The organism is Ruminococcus bromii (assembly GCF_002834225.1).
Classification (GTDB): domain Bacteria; phylum Bacillota; class Clostridia; order Oscillospirales; family Acutalibacteraceae; genus Ruminococcoides; species Ruminococcoides bromii.
The window spans coordinates 1-17743 of the sequence record NZ_NNSR01000040.1 but is presented as its reverse complement, the minus strand read 5'-3'; the positions used below and the strand labels follow the sequence as shown (position 1 = coordinate 17743).

Genomic DNA, 17743 nt, shown 5'->3' with positions numbered 1-17743 from the left:
GTAAGCGGTTTCAACTCAAAGGGTTGGTCAATTACAAGAAAATAGTATTTTAATCAGAAATCCCGACAGGTTTTGTGCTGTCGGGATTTTTGCTCGTTTTTACCATTGAAAAGACTGAATAATAATGTTATAATAAATCCGAATATCGGAAATTGTGAATAACTTTATCGAAAATGGGAGATGAAAACGAAAAATGGCAATAAAGGTAACGCTCCTTACACACACACCTAACCCTGAACAGACGGTTGCAATGGCGGCAAAGCTTTGCTACTCACCGTCAGGGATTGAAGATATAAGAGAAGGTCTTGACGAGGAAAAAACGTCCTCATTTATTGATATGCTTGCAAGCCTCGGTCATGCAAGTCCGACCGAACACGCATATTTTACATTCGGCATTGAGGGCATTTCAAGAGCCTGCTCACACCAGCTTGTCCGCCACAGAATTGCATCCTACAGTCAGCAGTCACAGCGCTATGTTGACGGCACAAGGTTTGACTTTGTAACTCCGCCCGAGATTGCAAAGAACGAAAAGGCTCTTGCCGCTTATGAAAAGGCTCTCAAGGTTGAGGCTGACGCTTACAAGGAAATCAGAGATGCGCTTGCTGTCGGTTACATCAACGAGAAGTGTCCCGATAAATACAGCGGAACTGATGAAGAAATTATCAATGCCTACAAGGCTGACGACAAAAAATCCTGCAATGCTTTCATCAAGAAAGCCAATGAGGACGCAAGATTTATTCTTCCGAATGCATCGACAACAAAAATTGTCTGCACTTTCAATGCAAGAAGCTTGCAGAACTTTTTTGCACACCGTTGCTGCAACAGAGCGCAGTGGGAAATTCGTGAGGTTGCCGAACAGATGCTTTTGCAATGTCTTGAGGTTGCTCCGCATCTTTTCAAAAACTGCGGCCCGTCATGCCTGTTCGGACCATGCCCCGAGGGCAATATGTGTTGCGGAAAGCAAAAGGAAATGCGTCAGAAATACGGCAGAGAAAAGTAAGGTATATATATGAAAAGCAAAATTATTGTTATTGAGGGACTTGACGGCAGCGGAAAAGCTACGCAGACAAAGATTTTGTGCGAAAAAATTTCCGCTCTCGGCAAAAAGGTCACAAAGCTTGAATTTCCGAATTATGAAAGTCCTGCCGCCGCTCCCGTGAAGATGTATCTTGACGGCAAATTCGGCGACAAGCCCGATGATGTCAATGCCTATGCGGCGAGTGCATTTTATGCGGTTGACCGTGTTGCAAGCTATCTTCAGTTTTGGAAAAAGGAATGTGACAACGGCGGTGTGATTTTAAGCGACCGCTATGTGACTTCAAATATAATTTATCAGATGTCCAAACTCCCGAAAGAGGAGTGGAACAGCTTTATTGATTGGCTGAACGATTTTGAATACGAAAAGCTCGGGATTCCGAAACCCGACCTTGTAATCTACCTTGATGTTGAACCCGAGGTTTCGCAGAAGCTTATGGAAAAACGCTACGGCGGTGACAACAGCAAGAAAGATTTGCATGAAAAAAACCTCCGTTTCCTTCTTAACTGTCGAAAAAGTGCAGTTTATGCCGCTAAAAAATGCGGCTGGAAGGTTATTAATTGCTGTGAAAACGGAGAGATTAAGAGTATAGAAAAAATATCGGAAGAGATAGAGAGGGCAGCGGCTGAAATTTATGCTGAGCTTTAAAAAAATTGAGCAAAGTGACATAAACGAACTTAAAAAATACTACGATTATGATGAGTGCATGGGTTGCGATACCAACCTTTTGAACGCTTATCTTTGGCGAAACGAATACAATATTAAATTTGCTTTTTATGATGATACAATTGTCAAGGTGTATTGTAATCCAGACGAGTCTGTTTGGGGTTACTGTATGCCTACAGGCAAAAATATAAAGGGTGCGCTTGAAGAGGTTTTCAAAGATGCCGAGGAGAGAAACGGCAATTTGCAAATTGTTATGCTGACAAACGGCAATCGTGCAATGCTTGAAACAATGTTTCCCGGCAAATTTGATTATGTCCGTTCACCCGAAAATCAGGATTACATCTACACTTCCCGTGACCTTGCAACCCTTGCGGGCAAAAGGTTTCACGCAAAGCGTAACCACATTTCAAAATTTTACAGAACCTACACCGATACCCGTTTTGAAACTCTGTCGGATTCAAACATTCCCGATGCATTAACGGTTGCAAAACTGTGGTGTGCGGAAAATGACACCGATCCTGAAGCTTCAAGCGAAATTATGGCAATCAGGGAAATGTGCGACCTCAAAGACGAATACAATGTCAAGGGCGCTGTACTGTATGTTGACTCAAAGCCCGTTGCCATGACTCTCGGAAGTGAAATTTCACCCAAGGTGTATGATATCAACTTTGAAAAGGCACTTCGTGAATATGACGGTGTTTATGCCGTAATCAACAACGAATTTGCCAAAACTCTTACGCAGTATGAGTATATAAACCGTGAGGAAGATATGGGACTTGAGGGACTCAAAAAGTCTAAACTTTCATACAATCCCGTTATTATCCTCGACCGCTGGAATGCAATACCGAAAAAACGATGAAAACGATATTTCGCAAAACTGAAAAATCCGATACCGAAAGCCTAAAAAAGCTGTGGCTCTCGTGTTTTGACGAGGATGTAACTGCCGTCAATCTGATTTTTGACAGCGACCTTTTTGACGGCTGCTGTGCCGTTGTTGACGATAGAATCGTTTCGGCTCTTTACCTTGTAAAAGGTACGCTTAACGGCGAGAAATCGCATTATCTTTGCGGTGCGTCAACCGATAAATCTTTCCGTGGCAACGGGATAATGTCAAGGCTGATTGATTTTGCACTTAATGACGCAAAGAATAACGGTGATGTCTATTCTCTGCTTTTTCCTGCAAATGACGGCTTGTACGGCTTTTACGCAAAGCTCGGATATGCTCAGAGCTGCACCGTAAAAAGCCGTGAAATTTCAAGGCAAACGCTTGAAAATTTTGCAGAGAAGGGTTTGAATATCGGCTGTTCAAAAGAAAATTCTTTCATATATAATGAGAATTTTTTTGAATTTGCAAAGTCCTATTATGAGATTTACGGCTCAAAGGTGATAAATAAGAATGACTGCTTTGCCGTATTTGATGAAAACGAAAATACTGCCGATGTTTTTTACTCGGCTTATAAAAATATAAACGAACTTTCCGCACTTTTGCTTGAAAATACAAAATCAGAAAGGTTTGTGTTTACGGGCAAATCCGACAACGCTCTTTTTGAAAACTGCCAATCACAAAAATGCGGAATGATTAAATCACTCGACAAAAACCATAAAATTCCCGACGATGTCTATATCGGGATTACTCTTTCCTGAAAGGAAGTTTACTATGTTCTATGTATTTCTTGCAGAAGGCTTTGAAGAAACAGAGGCGCTTGCCCCCGTTGATGTAATGCGCAGGGCAAAGCTTGATGTTAAAACAGTCGGTGTAACAGGCGAATGTGTTACAAGCTCACACGGTGTGCCTGTAAAAGCCGATATCACAATTGACAGTATTGACCTTGACGGTGTTCAGGGTGTTATACTCCCCGGCGGTATGCCCGGAACTCTCAATCTTGAGGCAAACGAAAAGGTTCTTGAGGCTGTTAAGTATAGCTGTGAGAACGGCAAAATCGTTGCCGCAATCTGTGCCGCTCCGTCAATTCTCGGTCACCTCGGAATCCTTGACGGCAAAAAGGCAACCTGTTTCCCCGGCTTTGAAAAGGAGCTGAAGGGTGCAGACTATACAGGCACTCACACCGTAACGGACGGCAATATTATTACCGCAAAGGGCGCAGGCTGTGCGATTGAATTTGGTCACGCAATTGTTTCTCTCGCAGTATCAAAGGATGCCGCTGACAAGGTTATCGGTGATATGCAATGCCTGTAAAAAATGTCCGTGAGCTGAAAAGTCAGCTCCGTGCAAAATATAAAAAAATCCGCAAAAACTGTCCTCCCGAAAAGAAACAGCAGCTTGACCTTGCCTTGCAGAACGCTTTTCTGGCAAGTGAGGAATACAAAAGCTGCGATGTGCTTTTTGCCTTTGTTTCATCACCGATTGAGGTTGACACCTCGCTTATCCTTGAAACAACGCTGAAAGACGGCAAAAAACTTGCTCTGCCAAGGTGCAGGAATAATTTCGGCGAAATGGATTTTTACCTTGTGACCTCACTTTCTCAGCTTGAAAAGGGTGCGTTTTCAATTATGGAACCAAACCCCGAGGTTTGTGAAAAGTACGAGGATTTCTCACACGGACTCTGCCTTGTTCCGGGACTTTGCTTTGATATGCAGGGATTCCGCCTTGGATTCGGCAAGGGTTACTATGACAGATTTTTGCAGAGCTTTTCGGGAACGAGCGTTGGTCTTTGCTACTCCAAATGTATGGAGCATACTCTGCCCTCGGGAGTGTTTGACCGCCCCGTTGACGCCGTGATTACCGAAAAATATACCAACCGAACAAATAACGAGTTTGTAAAGGAATGATACATTATGAACCCTGATAATTTTAATATGAGCGAACAGGAGCTTAACGCTCAGCGCCGAAGAAGAGCCGAAAACTTTAAGCTCAACATTGACGAAACCGAGTATGAGGACGAAAATATGTACGGTGAAACAGAAGGCGAGCCGTCAAACCTCAATTCATACAGCGGTCAGGATGTTCGAAAGCAGATGGCGAGAGAGTCAAAGCATGTTCTTAAGCAGAAGAAAAGGGAAGAAAAAAAGACTCTTAAAGCGAAAAATAAGCATAACCGCAGAATTTTCCGTGTTATGTGGATAATCTCAATTCTAATTGTCGGAGCAATGGCGGCTGTATATATGATAACAGGTATGAACGATTTGCTTGCCGTGAACAGAACCGACTCCTCAACCGTGAAAATTGAAATCCCCGAAAATCCGACTGTTGACGATGTTACAAAGGTACTTGTTGACAATAAAGTAATCGGTGAGCCGTCATATTTCAAGCTTTTTGTCAATGTCACAAAGTCTGCCGATGATTTTACTCAGGGTACATATGAAATCCGCAAGAATATGGACTATGAGGCAATCGTCAATTTTCTTTCAAGCAACAACAACAGAACCGACACGGTTTCTGTTACAATTACCGAGGGTGAGAGCGTTCTTGAAATTGCCGACACTCTTAAAAAGAACGGTGCTTTGGGTGACAGGGATGAGTTCCTTTCATTGTGCAATTCTGACAAATTTGACGGTGATTTTGATTTTATCAAGGCTGAAACAAATGCGGACAAGCGTTACTACAAGCTTGAGGGCTATCTCTATCCCGATACCTACGAATTCTACAGAAACGAAAATGCAGAGTCCGTAATCTACAAGCTTCTTAATAACTACGAAACAAAGATAAACGAAAAGCAGACTGTTGATGGCTATTCAAAGAAAACAACAGTTTTGAAAATGGTTGAGGAGAGCGATACAAAGTATTCGCTTGATCAGGTTATGACAATTGCGTCAATCATTCAGGCAGAGGCGGCTGACAAAGAGGATATGTACTACATCTCATCAATTCTTCACAACCGTCTTACAGCCGACAGCAGTGCCGGTGTGTCAAACCTCGGTCTTGATTCGACAAAGTTCTATCCGTACAGAAGCCTTGAAGATGTTCCCGAAAATGACAGAAGTACATACAAGAGCAGATACGACACATATGACAAAAAGGGACTCCCATACGGTCCAATCTGCAATCCGGGTATGGACGCAATAATTGCCGCACTCAATCCGAACAGCTCGGATTATTACTTCTTCTGTCACGACAGCAAGGGACAGGCTTATTACGCATCAACACTTGAACAGCAAAATGCAAATATGGAGTATATTAAAAGCTATGATAACTAATTTTGAAAAACCCGAAATTTTATCGCCGGCAGGTGATATGGATTGCCTTAAATCTGCATTAAATTTTGGCGCAGACGCAGTTTTTCTTGCAGGAAAAATGTTCGGAATGCGTTCCGCACCGCAGAATTTTGATAACGATCAGCTGAAAACTGCCTGTGACCTTGCACATAAAAAGGGGGCAAGAATCCATGTAACCTGCAACACACTTCCACGCAATAATGAAATTCCTCATCTTCAGGAATTTATGGAGAATGCTCAGGCTTGCGGAGTTGATGCGTTCATAATTGCCGACCTCGGTGTTTTTGAGGCGGCTAAAAAGTATGCGCCAAAGGTTCAGCGCCACATTTCGACTCAGGCAGGAGTAACAAACTATGCGGCGGCAAATGTGCTTTACAATATGGGTGCGTCAAGGGTTGTGCTTGCAAGGGAAATTCCGCTTGATGAAATTGCCGAAATGCGTGCAAAAGTTCCGAAAGAGCTTGAAATCGAATGCTTTGTACACGGTGCAATGTGCGTTTCATTCTCGGGCAGGTGCCTTATTTCAAGCTATATGACAGGCAGAGATGCGAACCACGGCGACTGTGCTCAGCCGTGCCGATGGAAGTATCATCTTTATGAAGAAAACCGTCAGGGACAGTATTTCCCCGTTGAAGAAACAGGCGACGGCACATATCTTTATAATTCCAGAGATCTCTGTATGATTGAGCATATCCCTGAGCTTGTAAAGGCAGGTGTTTCAAGCTTTAAAATTGAGGGCAGAGCAAAGTCGGCTTATTATACAGCTGTTACAACAAACGCTTACCGTCACGCTGTTGACGATTATTTTGCAGAGGGTGACGGTTATGTTCTCAAACCGTGGATAAGGGAAGAACTTGAAAAAATCAGTCACCGTGAGTACAACACGGGCTTCTATTTTGGCAGAGAACCGGGTCAGGTTACCGGCAACGGCGGATATATCCGTCATTATGACAATGTTGCGTTGTGCGAAGAGCTTATTGACGACACAACCGCAGTAATCACTCAGCGCAACAAATTCTATGTGGGCGACACACTCGATGTGCTTCCGCCAAGCGGAGTGCCGTTTGAAATCAAGTGTGAGTCGCTTACAACTGACGATGGTATGCCCGTTGAAAGTGCGCCGCACCCGATGCAAAGACTCACAATGAAGTGCAACGCTCCCGTTCCGTCAGGCTCGGTTATCAGAAAAAAGCGTGACTAATCCCAAATTTTGCTATTGACAACACAAAGAAACAGTTTTATAATCTATGTATTGCAATTGAATTACAATATTCGGCTGTGACGGGATTAACCGAGGCGTCAGCATTTCAGAGAGAAAGCCGTTTGGTGCAAGGCTTTTATGTAAGGCTTCGGTACGCTGCCCCTGAGCTCTGTGTGATTAAGCACAGCGTATTTCTGCGTTAAGGAAATGTAATCTATATGACGATTACTCAAAGCGGACGCTTAGCGTCAATTTGGGTGGTACCGCAGGATATTCCTGTCCCATTGTATTTTTATACAATGGGATTTTTTATTTTGCTCGGTTGCATACTTTAAACAAATTTGAACGAATATTGTATTCCCCTGTGAATTTGTATAAGGAGAGATTTTTTATGAAGTGGACAGGACTTAACGAATTAAGAGAAAAGTTTCTTGAATTTTTTGAATCAAAGGGTTGCTTAAGACTTCCCAGCTTTTCGCTTGTTCCAAAGGACGACAACAGCCTTCTGCTCATCAACAGCGGTATGGCTCCTATGAAAAAATATTTTACAGGTGAGGTAACACCTCCTCGCAAGCGTGTTACAACCTGTCAGAAATGTATCCGTACTCCCGACATTGAGCGTGTCGGCATCACAGCCCGTCACGGTACATTTTTTGAGATGCTCGGTAACTTCTCGTTCGGTGACTATTTTAAGCACGAGGCTACAGCATGGGCATGGGAATTTTTCACAAAGGTTCTTGAAATGCCGCCCGAAAAGCTCTATGTTTCAATCTATGAGGACGATGACGAGGCTTTTGACATTTGGACAAAGGAAGTCGGCGTTGATCCGTCACATATGGTAAGACTCGGCAAGGAAGATAACTTCTGGGAACACGGTTCAGGTCCCTGCGGTCCGTGCTCCGAAATCTATTTTGACCGTGGCGACGAAAAGGGCTGCGGCAGACCCGACTGTCATGTAGGCTGTGAATGTGACCGTTTTGTTGAGGTTTGGAACCTTGTATTTACTCAGTTTGAGAGTGACGGCAAAGGTAACTACACTCCTCTTGAACATCCGAACATTGATACAGGTATGGGACTTGAAAGACTTGCCTGTGTTATGCAGGGTGTTGACAACCTTTTCCTCGTTGATACAATTCAGAATATTATGAAGCACATCTCACAGATTACAGGTGTTGAGTACGGCAGAGATGAAAAGAGCGATGTTTCACTCCGTGTTATCACAGACCATATCCGCAGTACAACATTTATGATAGGTGACGGTGTTCTTCCGTCAAACGAGGGCAAGGGTTATGTGCTTCGCCGTTTGCTCAGAAGGGCCGCTCGTCACGGCAGACTTCTCGGCTACAACGAGCCTTTCCTCTATAAGGTTTGCGATACGGTTATCAAGGAAAATCTCACAGCTTATCCCGAACTCAAGGAAAAGCAGGAGTTCATCACAAAGGTTATCAAGGTTGAGGAAGAAAGCTTTGCCAAGACAATTGATCAGGGCTTTAAGATGCTCAACGGCATTATGGACAACGAAGATGTAAATGTTCTCAGCGGTGAGGATGCGTTCAAGCTTAACGATACCTACGGTTTCCCGATTGACCTTACAAAAGAAATTCTTTCGGAAAAAGGCATCAAGGTTGATGTTGAGCGTTTCCGTGAGCTTATGAAGGAGCAGAAAAAGCGTTCCCGTGATGCAAGAAAGAACGCAGGTGCAGACGCTTGGATTTCTGACACAACAGACCTTTCGGATGTTGCAAATACAGAATTCGTAGGTTACACAGACCTCAAGTCAACTTCAAAGGTTCTTGCAATCGTTAAGGACGGTGTGAGAGTTGACAGTATCGGTGAGGGCGAAAATGCTATTATCGTTCTCAACAAAACTCCGTTCTACGGAGAAGGCGGCGGTCAGGTTGGCGACACAGGTGTTATGGAGTCGGGCAGTTTTTCAGCTGATGTTGACAACACAACAAAGAATCCGTCAGGCACAATTTACCTTCATGCTTGTACAGTAAAGAGCGGCAGCATCAATGTAGGTGCGGAGGTTTCAACTGCTGTTGATGAAGAGCGCCGTGCGGATATTACAAGAAACCACACAGCGGCTCACCTTCTTCAGTCGGCTCTCCGTGAGGTTCTCGGCAACCATGTTCAGCAGGCAGGTCAGCTTGTTTCGGACGACTACTTCCGTTTTGATTTCACTCACTTTGAGGCTCTCACGGCAAAGGAACTGATTGAGGTTCAGGACCTTGTAAACAAAAAGATTCTTGAGGCAATCCCCGTTACAACACAGGAAATGCCTATTGAAGAGGCTAAAAAGCTCGGCGCAATGGCACTCTTCGGTGAAAAGTATGGCGATGTTGTCCGTGTTGTAAGTGCAGGCGACTTCTCTGTTGAATTTTGCGGCGGTACTCATGTTAAGAATACCGCAAACCTCGGTCTTTTCAGAATCAGACAGGAGGGTTCGGTTGCCGCAGGCGTAAGAAGAATCGAGGCTCTCACAGGTATGGGCGTTCTCAAATATATTAACGGTATGAGCGCTGTTATTATGGATGTTTGCTCATTACTCAAAATTGCGAATCCAAAGGCGGTTGTTGAGGGCGTTCAAAAGGCTGAACAGATTATCAAGGAACAGCAGAGAGAAATCAACGAGCTTAACTCTAAGCTTGCCGTTGCTCAGATTGGACAGCTTTTTGCAGGCACAACAGAGGAGCACGGTGTAAGAGTGGTAACAGGCAAGGTTGACAAGGTTAATGCCGACATTCTTCGCACAATGTGTGAAAAGGCAAGAGATTTTGCTCCAAAGTGCGTATGCGTTCTTGCAACTGAAAATGACGGCAAGGTGACATTTGCCGCAGCCTGCGGTAAGGAGGCTCTTGCTCTCGGCGCTAACGCAGGCAAAATAGTCAAGGCTGTTGCTCAGAAAGTCGGCGGTAACGGCGGCGGTAAGCCGGATATGGCTATGGCAGGCGCTAAGCAGCCCGAAAAGATTGAAGAGGCTCTTGACAGCGTAAAAGAAACCGTTTACGCAATGTTGAAATAATCATTTAATGTGCATTTATGGCGTGTTAAAAAGTAAAATTGTGGAAAATAGCCAAACTGTCACATAAAACCTTGTGCAAATAACAAAAACGGTTTTAAACCAAAACTATTGCAGTTTTGTTATTTTTATAGTATAATAAGCAGTACTAAGATATGAAAATCTATCTTGGATATTTATGAACAATTTTAGGAGGAGATTAAAAATGTTCAAGAAAATTGCAGGTCTTTTTCTTGCAGCCGCAGTAATGTGCAGCTCAGCTGCCATCACAGCAAGCGCTGCAGAAGCAGAGGATGATGCTGCTGTTGCAGCAGCAGATCAGTCAGGCGAAGTTTCAGCTGATGGTTCTTCAGATGTTTCAGCTAACGGTTCTTCAGAGGTTGAAGCAGGCAATGTTGTTAAGTTCGATGTAAAGAAGTCAGGCTGGAATAATGTTAAGACAGTATTCTGTCACATTTGGAAGGCTGATGGTTCAGGCGATTGGCCGGATTGGCAGACAAAGAAAGAAAGATGTAAGTACGACGCTTCAACAGGTATCGCTACATATGATCTTTCAAAGACAGGTAACACAATCTCTAAGTCAGACGGAAGAGTATACTGTGTAATCTTCAGTGCTAACACAGGTATGCAGTCATACAACGCTATTATGAACGGTAACTGCATCGGCGACACACTTTATTGCACAGGTAATCAGCTTGAAAACCCTGAGGATTCAGAAAAGAAGGCAAACGAAGCTAAATGGGAAAACAATCCAGACTGCGGTCCTGAAAAGAAGATTACTTCAACAGGTAAAATCATCGGTTCTGCTTTCCCTGAGGGCGAATCAGATGTAACATTGCTGGCTACATACCTCGTTGCTTACTATGACGATGACGCTAAGACAAGTCATACACAGGACCTTATTAACGAACTCAAGGTTAGCCCAACAAAGGTTATGGGTGCTGTAACAGATAGACTCAACGCTATAAACAGCCCTGATAAGAATAAGATTGCTCCTGCAGTTGAGAAGATTCTTTCAGGTTGCACAGATCCTACAACAGGTAAAAAGGTTGACAAGGATCAGCTCGACAACGCTAAGAAGACAGGTAACAAGGGTTCGAGCTCATCAAGCTCAAGCAACGGTTCAGGTTCTGCTTCTGGCTCAGGCTCAGGTTCAGCTTCAGGCTCAAGCAGTAACGGTTCAAACGGCGGCTCAAGCAGCAGCGGTTCAGGCTCATCAGGCTCAGGTTCTTCAAGCACAGGTGCAGTTAAGTCAGGCGTTGAAACAACAATCGTGTTCGTAATGGCAGGTCTTATGGTTTCAGCAGCAGGCGTTATGTTCCTTGCAAGAAAGAAGAGAGAAGAATAATTTAAAAGATTTTTCTTTAATCTAAGCATTTTTCGGACACTGTCGAATGGCAGTGTCCGTTTTGCTTTGCTGTTTGTGTTCGTCTTAATTGCAATTTCTGTTGATCAGCAGAAAAAATTTTAGAAATGCCTTGACAACAGCCTGTTGTTTTGCTAAAATAATAATGTTGCATCGGGATGTAGCGCAGTTTGGTAGCGCACACGTCTGGGGGGCGTGGAGTCGCAAGTTCAAGTCTTGTCATCCCGACCAAATAAAGGTGGTTTTTTAACCGCCTTTTATTTTTTGCCGTTTTGTGTCAACGGTTGGAACAGAAAATGTAATTCATTGTATAGATTGGCTTAAAAATGCGGATTATAATTTCTAAATTCGGCATTTCTGCTCTTTGATTTCAAAGCATTTTATGATAAAATATAAGAAAGTGGTTACAAATCGGTAACAACCGCTTTGAAATTTAAAAAAGGAGTGTTTCTTTGCAAAATGTTTTAAAAAGAATTTTTAACAAAAAGGTTTCTGCGGCAGTTCTCACGGCTGTAATGCTGTTTGTGTCGGTCTTCTCAATGTCGATGATTGCGAGTGCGGCATCGTTCTCACCAAGACTTTCTGCCCCGAGTTCAAGTAACAAGTATTATTACAGTAATTTAAATGTTTTTTATAGGTACGGTTACGGTATGCCGAACTGTACAGCATATGCTTACGGCAGAGCTTATGAGATTCTCGGCTCTGAGCCGAAGCTTTCGTGGAACAATGCAGAGCAGTGGTACGGCTACAACAAGGCTAACGGCTACTATAAGTACGGCCAGACCCCGAAGGTCGGCGCAATTGCCTGTTGGTCATACAGCTATGGCGGCGGTCATGTTGCTGTTGTGGAAAAGGTTGAAAACGGTGTGATTACACTTTCAAACTCTGCATACAGCGGTGCTAATTTTTACATTTCCACAGCGAGTATCTCCGACCCGAAGGTTGGCGGTAACAAAGGGTGGAATTTTCAGGGCTACATTTACCTTGGCAATTTCAGCAGCAGTACAAGCACTACTCAGGCTACAACCAAAAAGGTAACTTACACAACAGGTACATATAAAACAGATGTTGACGATTATCTCAATATGAGAAGCGGTGCGGGTACAAGCTATAAATCTGTAGCATCTGTTCCGAGCAATGTTACTCTTAATGTAACAAAGGTTTCGGCTTCCGGCGGTCACACATGGGGTTACACCTCGTACAACGGCAAGACAGGTTGGGTTGCTCTTGATTTTTGTACTTTTGTTTCTTCATCAACGGTACAGCCTACGACAGCAAAACCTACTGTACAGCCTACCACAGCCAAAGCTACGGTTCAGCCGACTACTGCAAAGCCAACTGTTCAGCCGACAACAGCCAAGGCCACACAGCCTGCAACAACTGTTCCTGCTGCAACAGTACAGCCGACAACGGCTAAGGCAACACAGCCGGCAGCAACTGTTCCTACCGCACCTGTTCAGCCAACAACAGCTCCTGCATCAAACGGCGAAGAGTCGTTTGCAATCGGTGATGTAAATCTTGACGGAAGTGTTGATATTCTTGACGCAACCGAAATCAGCAAGTTTGCCATTTCCACTGCGGCACTTTCCGATGTTCAGATGAAGCTTGCGGATTTCAATCGGGACGGTGTGGTCAATGTTCTTGACGCAACAGAAATTCAGAAAACTCTTATAATCAGTTGACGATGAAAACAAAAACACGCCTTGTGTCTGCAAGGCGTGTTTTTTTGCAATTGTCCGAATACAAAAAGGGTATGCCGCTTGTGCATACCCTTTAATATTTAGTATTTCATTACGATATTTACGAAAAATTCGCCGTCATTGTTGCCTGCTTCAAAAATACCGTCATAAACATCTGTTATGCTTTTCATTGAGTAAAGTCCGATTCCTTTGCCCTGATGTTTTGTTGAAGAAAATTCCTCGCCGTCCATTCTCAAGGGCTTGCCAAAGTTGTTGGTTGATACAATGTACAGACAGTCGCCTTTTATTTCTGAAGTCAGATTAAAATATCTTTTGCCTTCTTCAACTGTACAGCAACCGTCAATTGCGTTTTCGAGTATGTTGCCGAAAATACTGCAGAGGTCAACATCAAGAATTCTCGATTTGTCGGGCAAATCAATCCGCCAGTTAATGTCAACATTGTTCTCAATCGCCTGTTGACGATAGTGATTGAACAATGCGTTCAGCGCCTCACTCTTGCAGATTCGCACAGGTGCTGTTACAGTCAGCGAATTTTCATACTGTGCAATGTAGTCTTTCAGTGCCGAAAGATTTCCTTCATCTGCAAGTCGGCTCATAACATGAACTGAATGTTTAAAATCATGTCTTGCTTTTGAGGTGTATTTTATGTACGACTGCAACGATTCTGTGTAACTTTTCTGAATTTCAAGAATGTTGTTTCGTTCTGTAAGCTTTGTTTTTTCAATAGTAGTCTTGCTGAAAATGTAGAATAATATGAATACTATAAGATACAATGCAAGCTCAAATATTGTAATGATGAATCCTTTTGCATAAACCTTTCCAACACGAATATTTGCGTAGGAAATCGGTATGATATAGATGTTTGACACCATAAGTGCAATGGGCAAAATTGAAAACAAATACCACACCTTGCCGATATTTATGTTGTCAATCATCCATGCGTAATATTTTGTGAGCGGAACAAGCGCTCCCATTGCCGCAACCGAAAGCCCCATTTGAATCAGGCTATATGAGGTGTTAACTCCTCGTGAGATTTCTTCCTGAAAAAATGAGTTGATAAAATATGAATACAGCGAAAAGAATGAAATCAAACAGCACACACTTATAAAAACAAACAAACAGCGTGCTGTTCCGGCCTTTGTAACGCTTTTAATAAGGAAGAAAAATATTACAAGGTCGGGGAAGAGAACAAAGTTTAAATTCTGAATGTCAAAAGCCGTCATCACAATTGACGAGAGAGAACCGAGTATGATAAATGAACACAAAAAGGGCGTTACTATCTTTGAAATCGGGTATTTTAATTGATTTTTTAATGGTAAAAGGCAGAATAAACTTAACGGTATTATTATGACAAAGCTGAAAAATGCCTGAAGAAATTTTATGAATGCGTCCATGTTCACCTCCGCTGGTTTTCTCTGATTTTTTTGAACATATATTCACGGATACTCTGTTCAATCCGAGTTTTTTCACGAATTTTAATCGGGAATCTTTCACCGTTGCCTGTAACACATACAGAGTCTTCAATGTCCTTTATGTAATCGGCATTCAGCACGATTCCCCTGTTTACGGGTATGAAACGGGTGTCATTGTCTGCAAGCTTGAGAAACTCTGCAATGGTCATTCGTGTGCGATATCTAAGTCCCGAAACAACACCTATGTTGATATAATGTGCATCGGATTCAACAGAAACAATTTCCTTAAGCGAAATCAGCGTGTTTCGGCGGTCACACATAACTTCAATGTATTTTGAATTATCCGATACATATGACGAGGCATCATTAAGTACCTTGTAAATCATCTGCTCAGCTTTGTAGGGTTTTGTTATGTAATGAAAAGCGTGAACGGAAAATGCCTGCATCATAAAATCGGGGCTTGTTGTGACAAATACAATAATAATATCACGGTCTTTTTCACGAAGCTTTTCAGCCACGGCAATGCCGTTCATTTTCTCCATAAAAATATCTACAAAGGCTATTTTGTAGGTGTTTTCCTTGAATGAATTGAAAAAAGCTATTCCGTCAGGAAAACAATCAATCTGCACATTTTGCTTGTGTCCGCCAAAATATGCGTTGCAGATTGAGTAGAGAATGTCTGCCTGAGGCTTTTCGTCGTCAATAACTGCAATTTTCAAGATATCGCCTCCTTTGAAATAATTTAATTCGGAGCAATGATTAACTGCACTTAGATTATACCATAAATTTGAAAAATATTATATCCGATTGTCATATGTTTTTGCCAAAAGATTGATGTTTGTGCCAACTTGTTGAAATGTTGCATTAAATTGGCTATCATTGAGGTGATGAAAGCGAAACACGAAAATTGCGGTGTTTCCGTAAATCAAAATCGGAAAGTAAAAAATATCGGAAAGAGGTAATCAACTATGAAAAAAATCAAGAAGTTAGCTTTATTGCTTGCAATTTGTATGGTAGGTACAGTAGGTCTTGTAGGTTGCGGTAATGACGGTGACTCGTCAAGCAAAAACGAAAGTTCGGCATCACAGACTGCTGACGACAATGCAAACAGCGCAGATGACAGCGCCGCTGATTCAAAGGACGGCGATTCATCGGCAAGCGTTGTAGGTACTTGGACTGTAACAGCACTTGAAGGTACGGACGGTGCAGCCGTTTCAATTGATGACTACGCAACAGCGAACGGTGTTGAACCCGAAACTTTGAAATGTACATACACATTTGCAGATGACGGTACATTCTCAGGCGAAATGAGCGGTGTGACTGTTTCGGGCAATTACACATTTGAGGGTACAGATCTCGTTATGACAGTAGGCGAACAGCAGTTTAACTACACATATGACGCTGACAATGATATGCTCAAATACACAGATCCTAACACAGGCCTTTCAAGCTATTGCGAAAGACAGCAGTAATTGTAATCTAATCCCAATTTCCTAATACTACACTACACAAAACAACCGCTCACCGAAAGGTGGGCGGTTGTTTCTGTTTGATATGCAGTTGTCGTTCTGTTGGGCAGATATCATCCGCCTGTACTGATGAATTTTTATGTTTATACACATAGCTTTTTATACAATAAAAGCAGTGTATAATCTGTAGGGGAGAACCATGTTCTCCCGCAAGTAATCGTACAATTTGTATGTTAAAACAAATTTTGTAAATGTTGCAAACCGGTAGGGGCGTTCATTGGACGCCCGCTTTGATGAATATTTATGTTTATATAATATGTTTTGATATAACATAAACTGTGTATTCAAATTTGCACGCATTGCGTGCAATCGTGTGCAATGCACACGAACGGGCGAACACGGTGTGCAGTGTAGTAACATAGTATACAACAGTGCAAAGACATAGTATACAGTTTTATGATAAAATAAATGGCAAGAAAATAGCAAATGAAGGAGCTGTTTTTATGCCGTGGGAGTGTAAAACTGTGGAAAAACAAAGATTAGAATTTGTTACAAAAGCATTAGAAACAAATAATTTTAGTGCTCTATGTCGGGAATATGAAATCACACGCAAAACCGGTCGCAAGTGGGTTGATAGATTTAAACAGGGACTGCCCTTAACTGATATGTCACGCAGACCATTATGTTCTCCTAACAAAACGCCTGACGACATTGAAGAATTAATCGTTTCTGTTCGTTTCGATAACCCGGGTTGGGGTGATGATAAAATTAAAATTTTTCTTGAAAATCAAGGGTATAAAAACATTCCTTGTCCAAGAACCATTACTAACATTCTTCATAAACACCAACTCATATCTGAAGAGGAATCTCTCAAAAGAAAGCCTTTTAAACGCTTTCAGAAAGAACATTGCAATGATATGTGGCAAACTGATTTCAAGGGAGAGTTTTTAACTGCCGATAATCGTTATTGCTATCCATTGACTATTCTCGATGACAGCTCACGATACTCAATCAAAATAGCATGCTTTCCTAACACTAAAAATGTCGTTATTAACGCTTTTAAGCAAGCTTTTTATGAGTTTGGTATGCCATCAAGCGTACTTTCTGACAATGGTTCTCAGTTTGCAGGTTTTAAACATGGATTTACTATGTTTGAAAAATTCCTTATGAACAATGACATTCTTCCCATACATTGCAGAATTAAACATCCGCAAACACAAGGAAAAATTGAACGGTTTCATGGCAGTATGAAAAGAGAACTTTTAAATCATAATCTATTCAAGAACTTGGATTACGCTGACAAGGCTCTGCAAGAGTGGCGAACTAAGTATAATTGCCTGCGACCTCATGAAGCACTTGGAAACAAATGTCCTGCCGATGTCTATACTCACAGCGAAAGGATTTTTGCTGACAAGGTGGAGCCGTTTGAATATGAACCCGGCTTTAAAGCCATAAAAGTAAATTCGTGGGGATATGTCCGTTTTCAGAATTTTCAATTATATCTTAGTGAAACTTTCATCAATGATTATGTTCAATTCAGACCTAATCCAAACAATGATTCATTTCTTGTTTGCTATCGCAATTTTGTTATTGCTGAGTATGACTCGTCATCTGGCAAGCGTATTCACCGCAAGATTTCAAGACTGTGAATTTGTATACCATGTCCTTGCACAGGTGGTTACCATGTTGCACTTGACA

The 17743-nt window shown here is 42.3% G+C and carries 15 protein-coding genes and 1 tRNA gene; 14 read left to right on the top strand and 2 right to left on the bottom strand.

Features of this window, described 5'->3' with window-relative positions:
* Positions 1 to 199 precede the first annotated feature (199 nt).
* The 12 genes from thyX (at position 200) to RBATCC27255_RS10640 (ending at position 13146) form a co-directional block, all read left to right on the top strand.
* Positions 200 to 1000, top strand: coding sequence for an FAD-dependent thymidylate synthase (gene thyX / locus RBATCC27255_RS04320; RefSeq protein WP_101028904.1), 801 nt, complete (start codon positions 200 to 202; stop codon positions 998 to 1000).
* 9 nt (positions 1001 to 1009) lie between these two features.
* Complete coding sequence (locus RBATCC27255_RS04315; RefSeq protein ID WP_101028903.1) at positions 1010 to 1684, top strand: dTMP kinase; 675 nt, start codon at positions 1010 to 1012, stop codon at positions 1682 to 1684.
* Positions 1671 to 2561 (top strand): DUF2156 domain-containing protein, encoded by an 891-nt coding sequence (locus RBATCC27255_RS04310; protein ID WP_101028902.1) that lies wholly within the window; start codon positions 1671 to 1673, stop codon positions 2559 to 2561. Before RBATCC27255_RS04315 ends, RBATCC27255_RS04310 begins: the two co-directional genes overlap by 14 nt.
* Positions 2558 to 3346, top strand: a complete 789-nt coding sequence (locus RBATCC27255_RS04305; RefSeq protein ID WP_101028901.1) for a GNAT family N-acetyltransferase — start codon at positions 2558 to 2560, stop codon at positions 3344 to 3346. Before RBATCC27255_RS04310 ends, RBATCC27255_RS04305 begins: the two co-directional genes overlap by 4 nt.
* Before the next feature lie 13 nt (positions 3347 to 3359).
* A complete protein-coding gene (locus RBATCC27255_RS04300) occupies positions 3360 to 3899 on the top strand; it encodes a DJ-1 family glyoxalase III (protein ID WP_101028900.1) in 540 nt (179 codons plus the stop codon).
* A complete protein-coding gene (locus RBATCC27255_RS04295; RefSeq protein ID WP_101028899.1) occupies positions 3890 to 4492 on the top strand; it encodes a 5-formyltetrahydrofolate cyclo-ligase in 603 nt (200 codons plus the stop codon). Before RBATCC27255_RS04300 ends, RBATCC27255_RS04295 begins: the two co-directional genes overlap by 10 nt.
* A 6-nt stretch (positions 4493 to 4498) precedes the next feature.
* The gene (gene mltG, locus RBATCC27255_RS04290) at positions 4499 to 5857 is read left to right on the top strand and encodes an endolytic transglycosylase MltG (RefSeq protein WP_101028898.1); all 1359 of its coding nucleotides are present in this window, start codon (positions 4499 to 4501) and stop codon (positions 5855 to 5857) included.
* A complete protein-coding gene (locus RBATCC27255_RS04285; RefSeq protein ID WP_101028897.1) occupies positions 5847 to 7076 on the top strand; it encodes a peptidase U32 family protein in 1230 nt (409 codons plus the stop codon). The genes mltG and RBATCC27255_RS04285 overlap by 11 nt, the downstream gene beginning before the upstream one ends.
* Before the next feature lie 391 nt (positions 7077 to 7467).
* Complete coding sequence (alaS, locus tag RBATCC27255_RS04280) at positions 7468 to 10101, top strand: alanine--tRNA ligase (protein ID WP_101028896.1); 2634 nt, start codon at positions 7468 to 7470, stop codon at positions 10099 to 10101.
* 202 nt (positions 10102 to 10303) lie between these two features.
* The gene (locus RBATCC27255_RS10290; protein WP_169923249.1) at positions 10304 to 11446 is read left to right on the top strand and encodes an LPXTG cell wall anchor domain-containing protein; all 1143 of its coding nucleotides are present in this window, start codon (positions 10304 to 10306) and stop codon (positions 11444 to 11446) included.
* A 172-nt stretch (positions 11447 to 11618) separates the two neighbouring features.
* A tRNA-Pro gene (locus RBATCC27255_RS04270) sits at positions 11619 to 11695 on the top strand.
* 221 nt (positions 11696 to 11916) lie between these two features.
* Positions 11917 to 13146, top strand: a complete 1230-nt coding sequence (locus tag RBATCC27255_RS10640; protein ID WP_101028895.1) for a CHAP domain-containing protein — start codon at positions 11917 to 11919, stop codon at positions 13144 to 13146.
* 98 nt (positions 13147 to 13244) lie between these two features.
* Here RBATCC27255_RS10640 and RBATCC27255_RS04260 read toward each other — a convergent pair whose 3' ends face one another.
* Positions 13245 to 14558 carry an ATP-binding protein gene (locus RBATCC27255_RS04260; RefSeq protein ID WP_101028894.1) on the bottom strand — a complete coding sequence of 438 codons (1314 nt, stop codon included), beginning with the start codon at positions 14556 to 14558 and terminating at the stop codon, positions 13245 to 13247.
* A gap of 2 nt (positions 14559 to 14560) precedes the next feature.
* A complete protein-coding gene (locus tag RBATCC27255_RS04255) occupies positions 14561 to 15295 on the bottom strand; it encodes a LytR/AlgR family response regulator transcription factor (RefSeq protein ID WP_101028893.1) in 735 nt (244 codons plus the stop codon).
* A gap of 249 nt (positions 15296 to 15544) precedes the next feature.
* On the opposite strand from RBATCC27255_RS04255, the gene RBATCC27255_RS04250 reads away from it, so the two are divergent.
* Together RBATCC27255_RS04250 and RBATCC27255_RS04245 are read left to right on the top strand one after the other, a co-directional pair.
* Positions 15545 to 16048 carry a hypothetical protein gene (locus RBATCC27255_RS04250; RefSeq protein ID WP_101028892.1) on the top strand — a complete coding sequence of 168 codons (504 nt, stop codon included), beginning with the start codon at positions 15545 to 15547 and terminating at the stop codon, positions 16046 to 16048.
* A gap of 521 nt (positions 16049 to 16569) precedes the next feature.
* A complete protein-coding gene (locus RBATCC27255_RS04245; RefSeq protein WP_169923245.1) occupies positions 16570 to 17694 on the top strand; it encodes an IS481 family transposase in 1125 nt (374 codons plus the stop codon).
* Positions 17695 to 17743 lie beyond the last annotated feature (49 nt).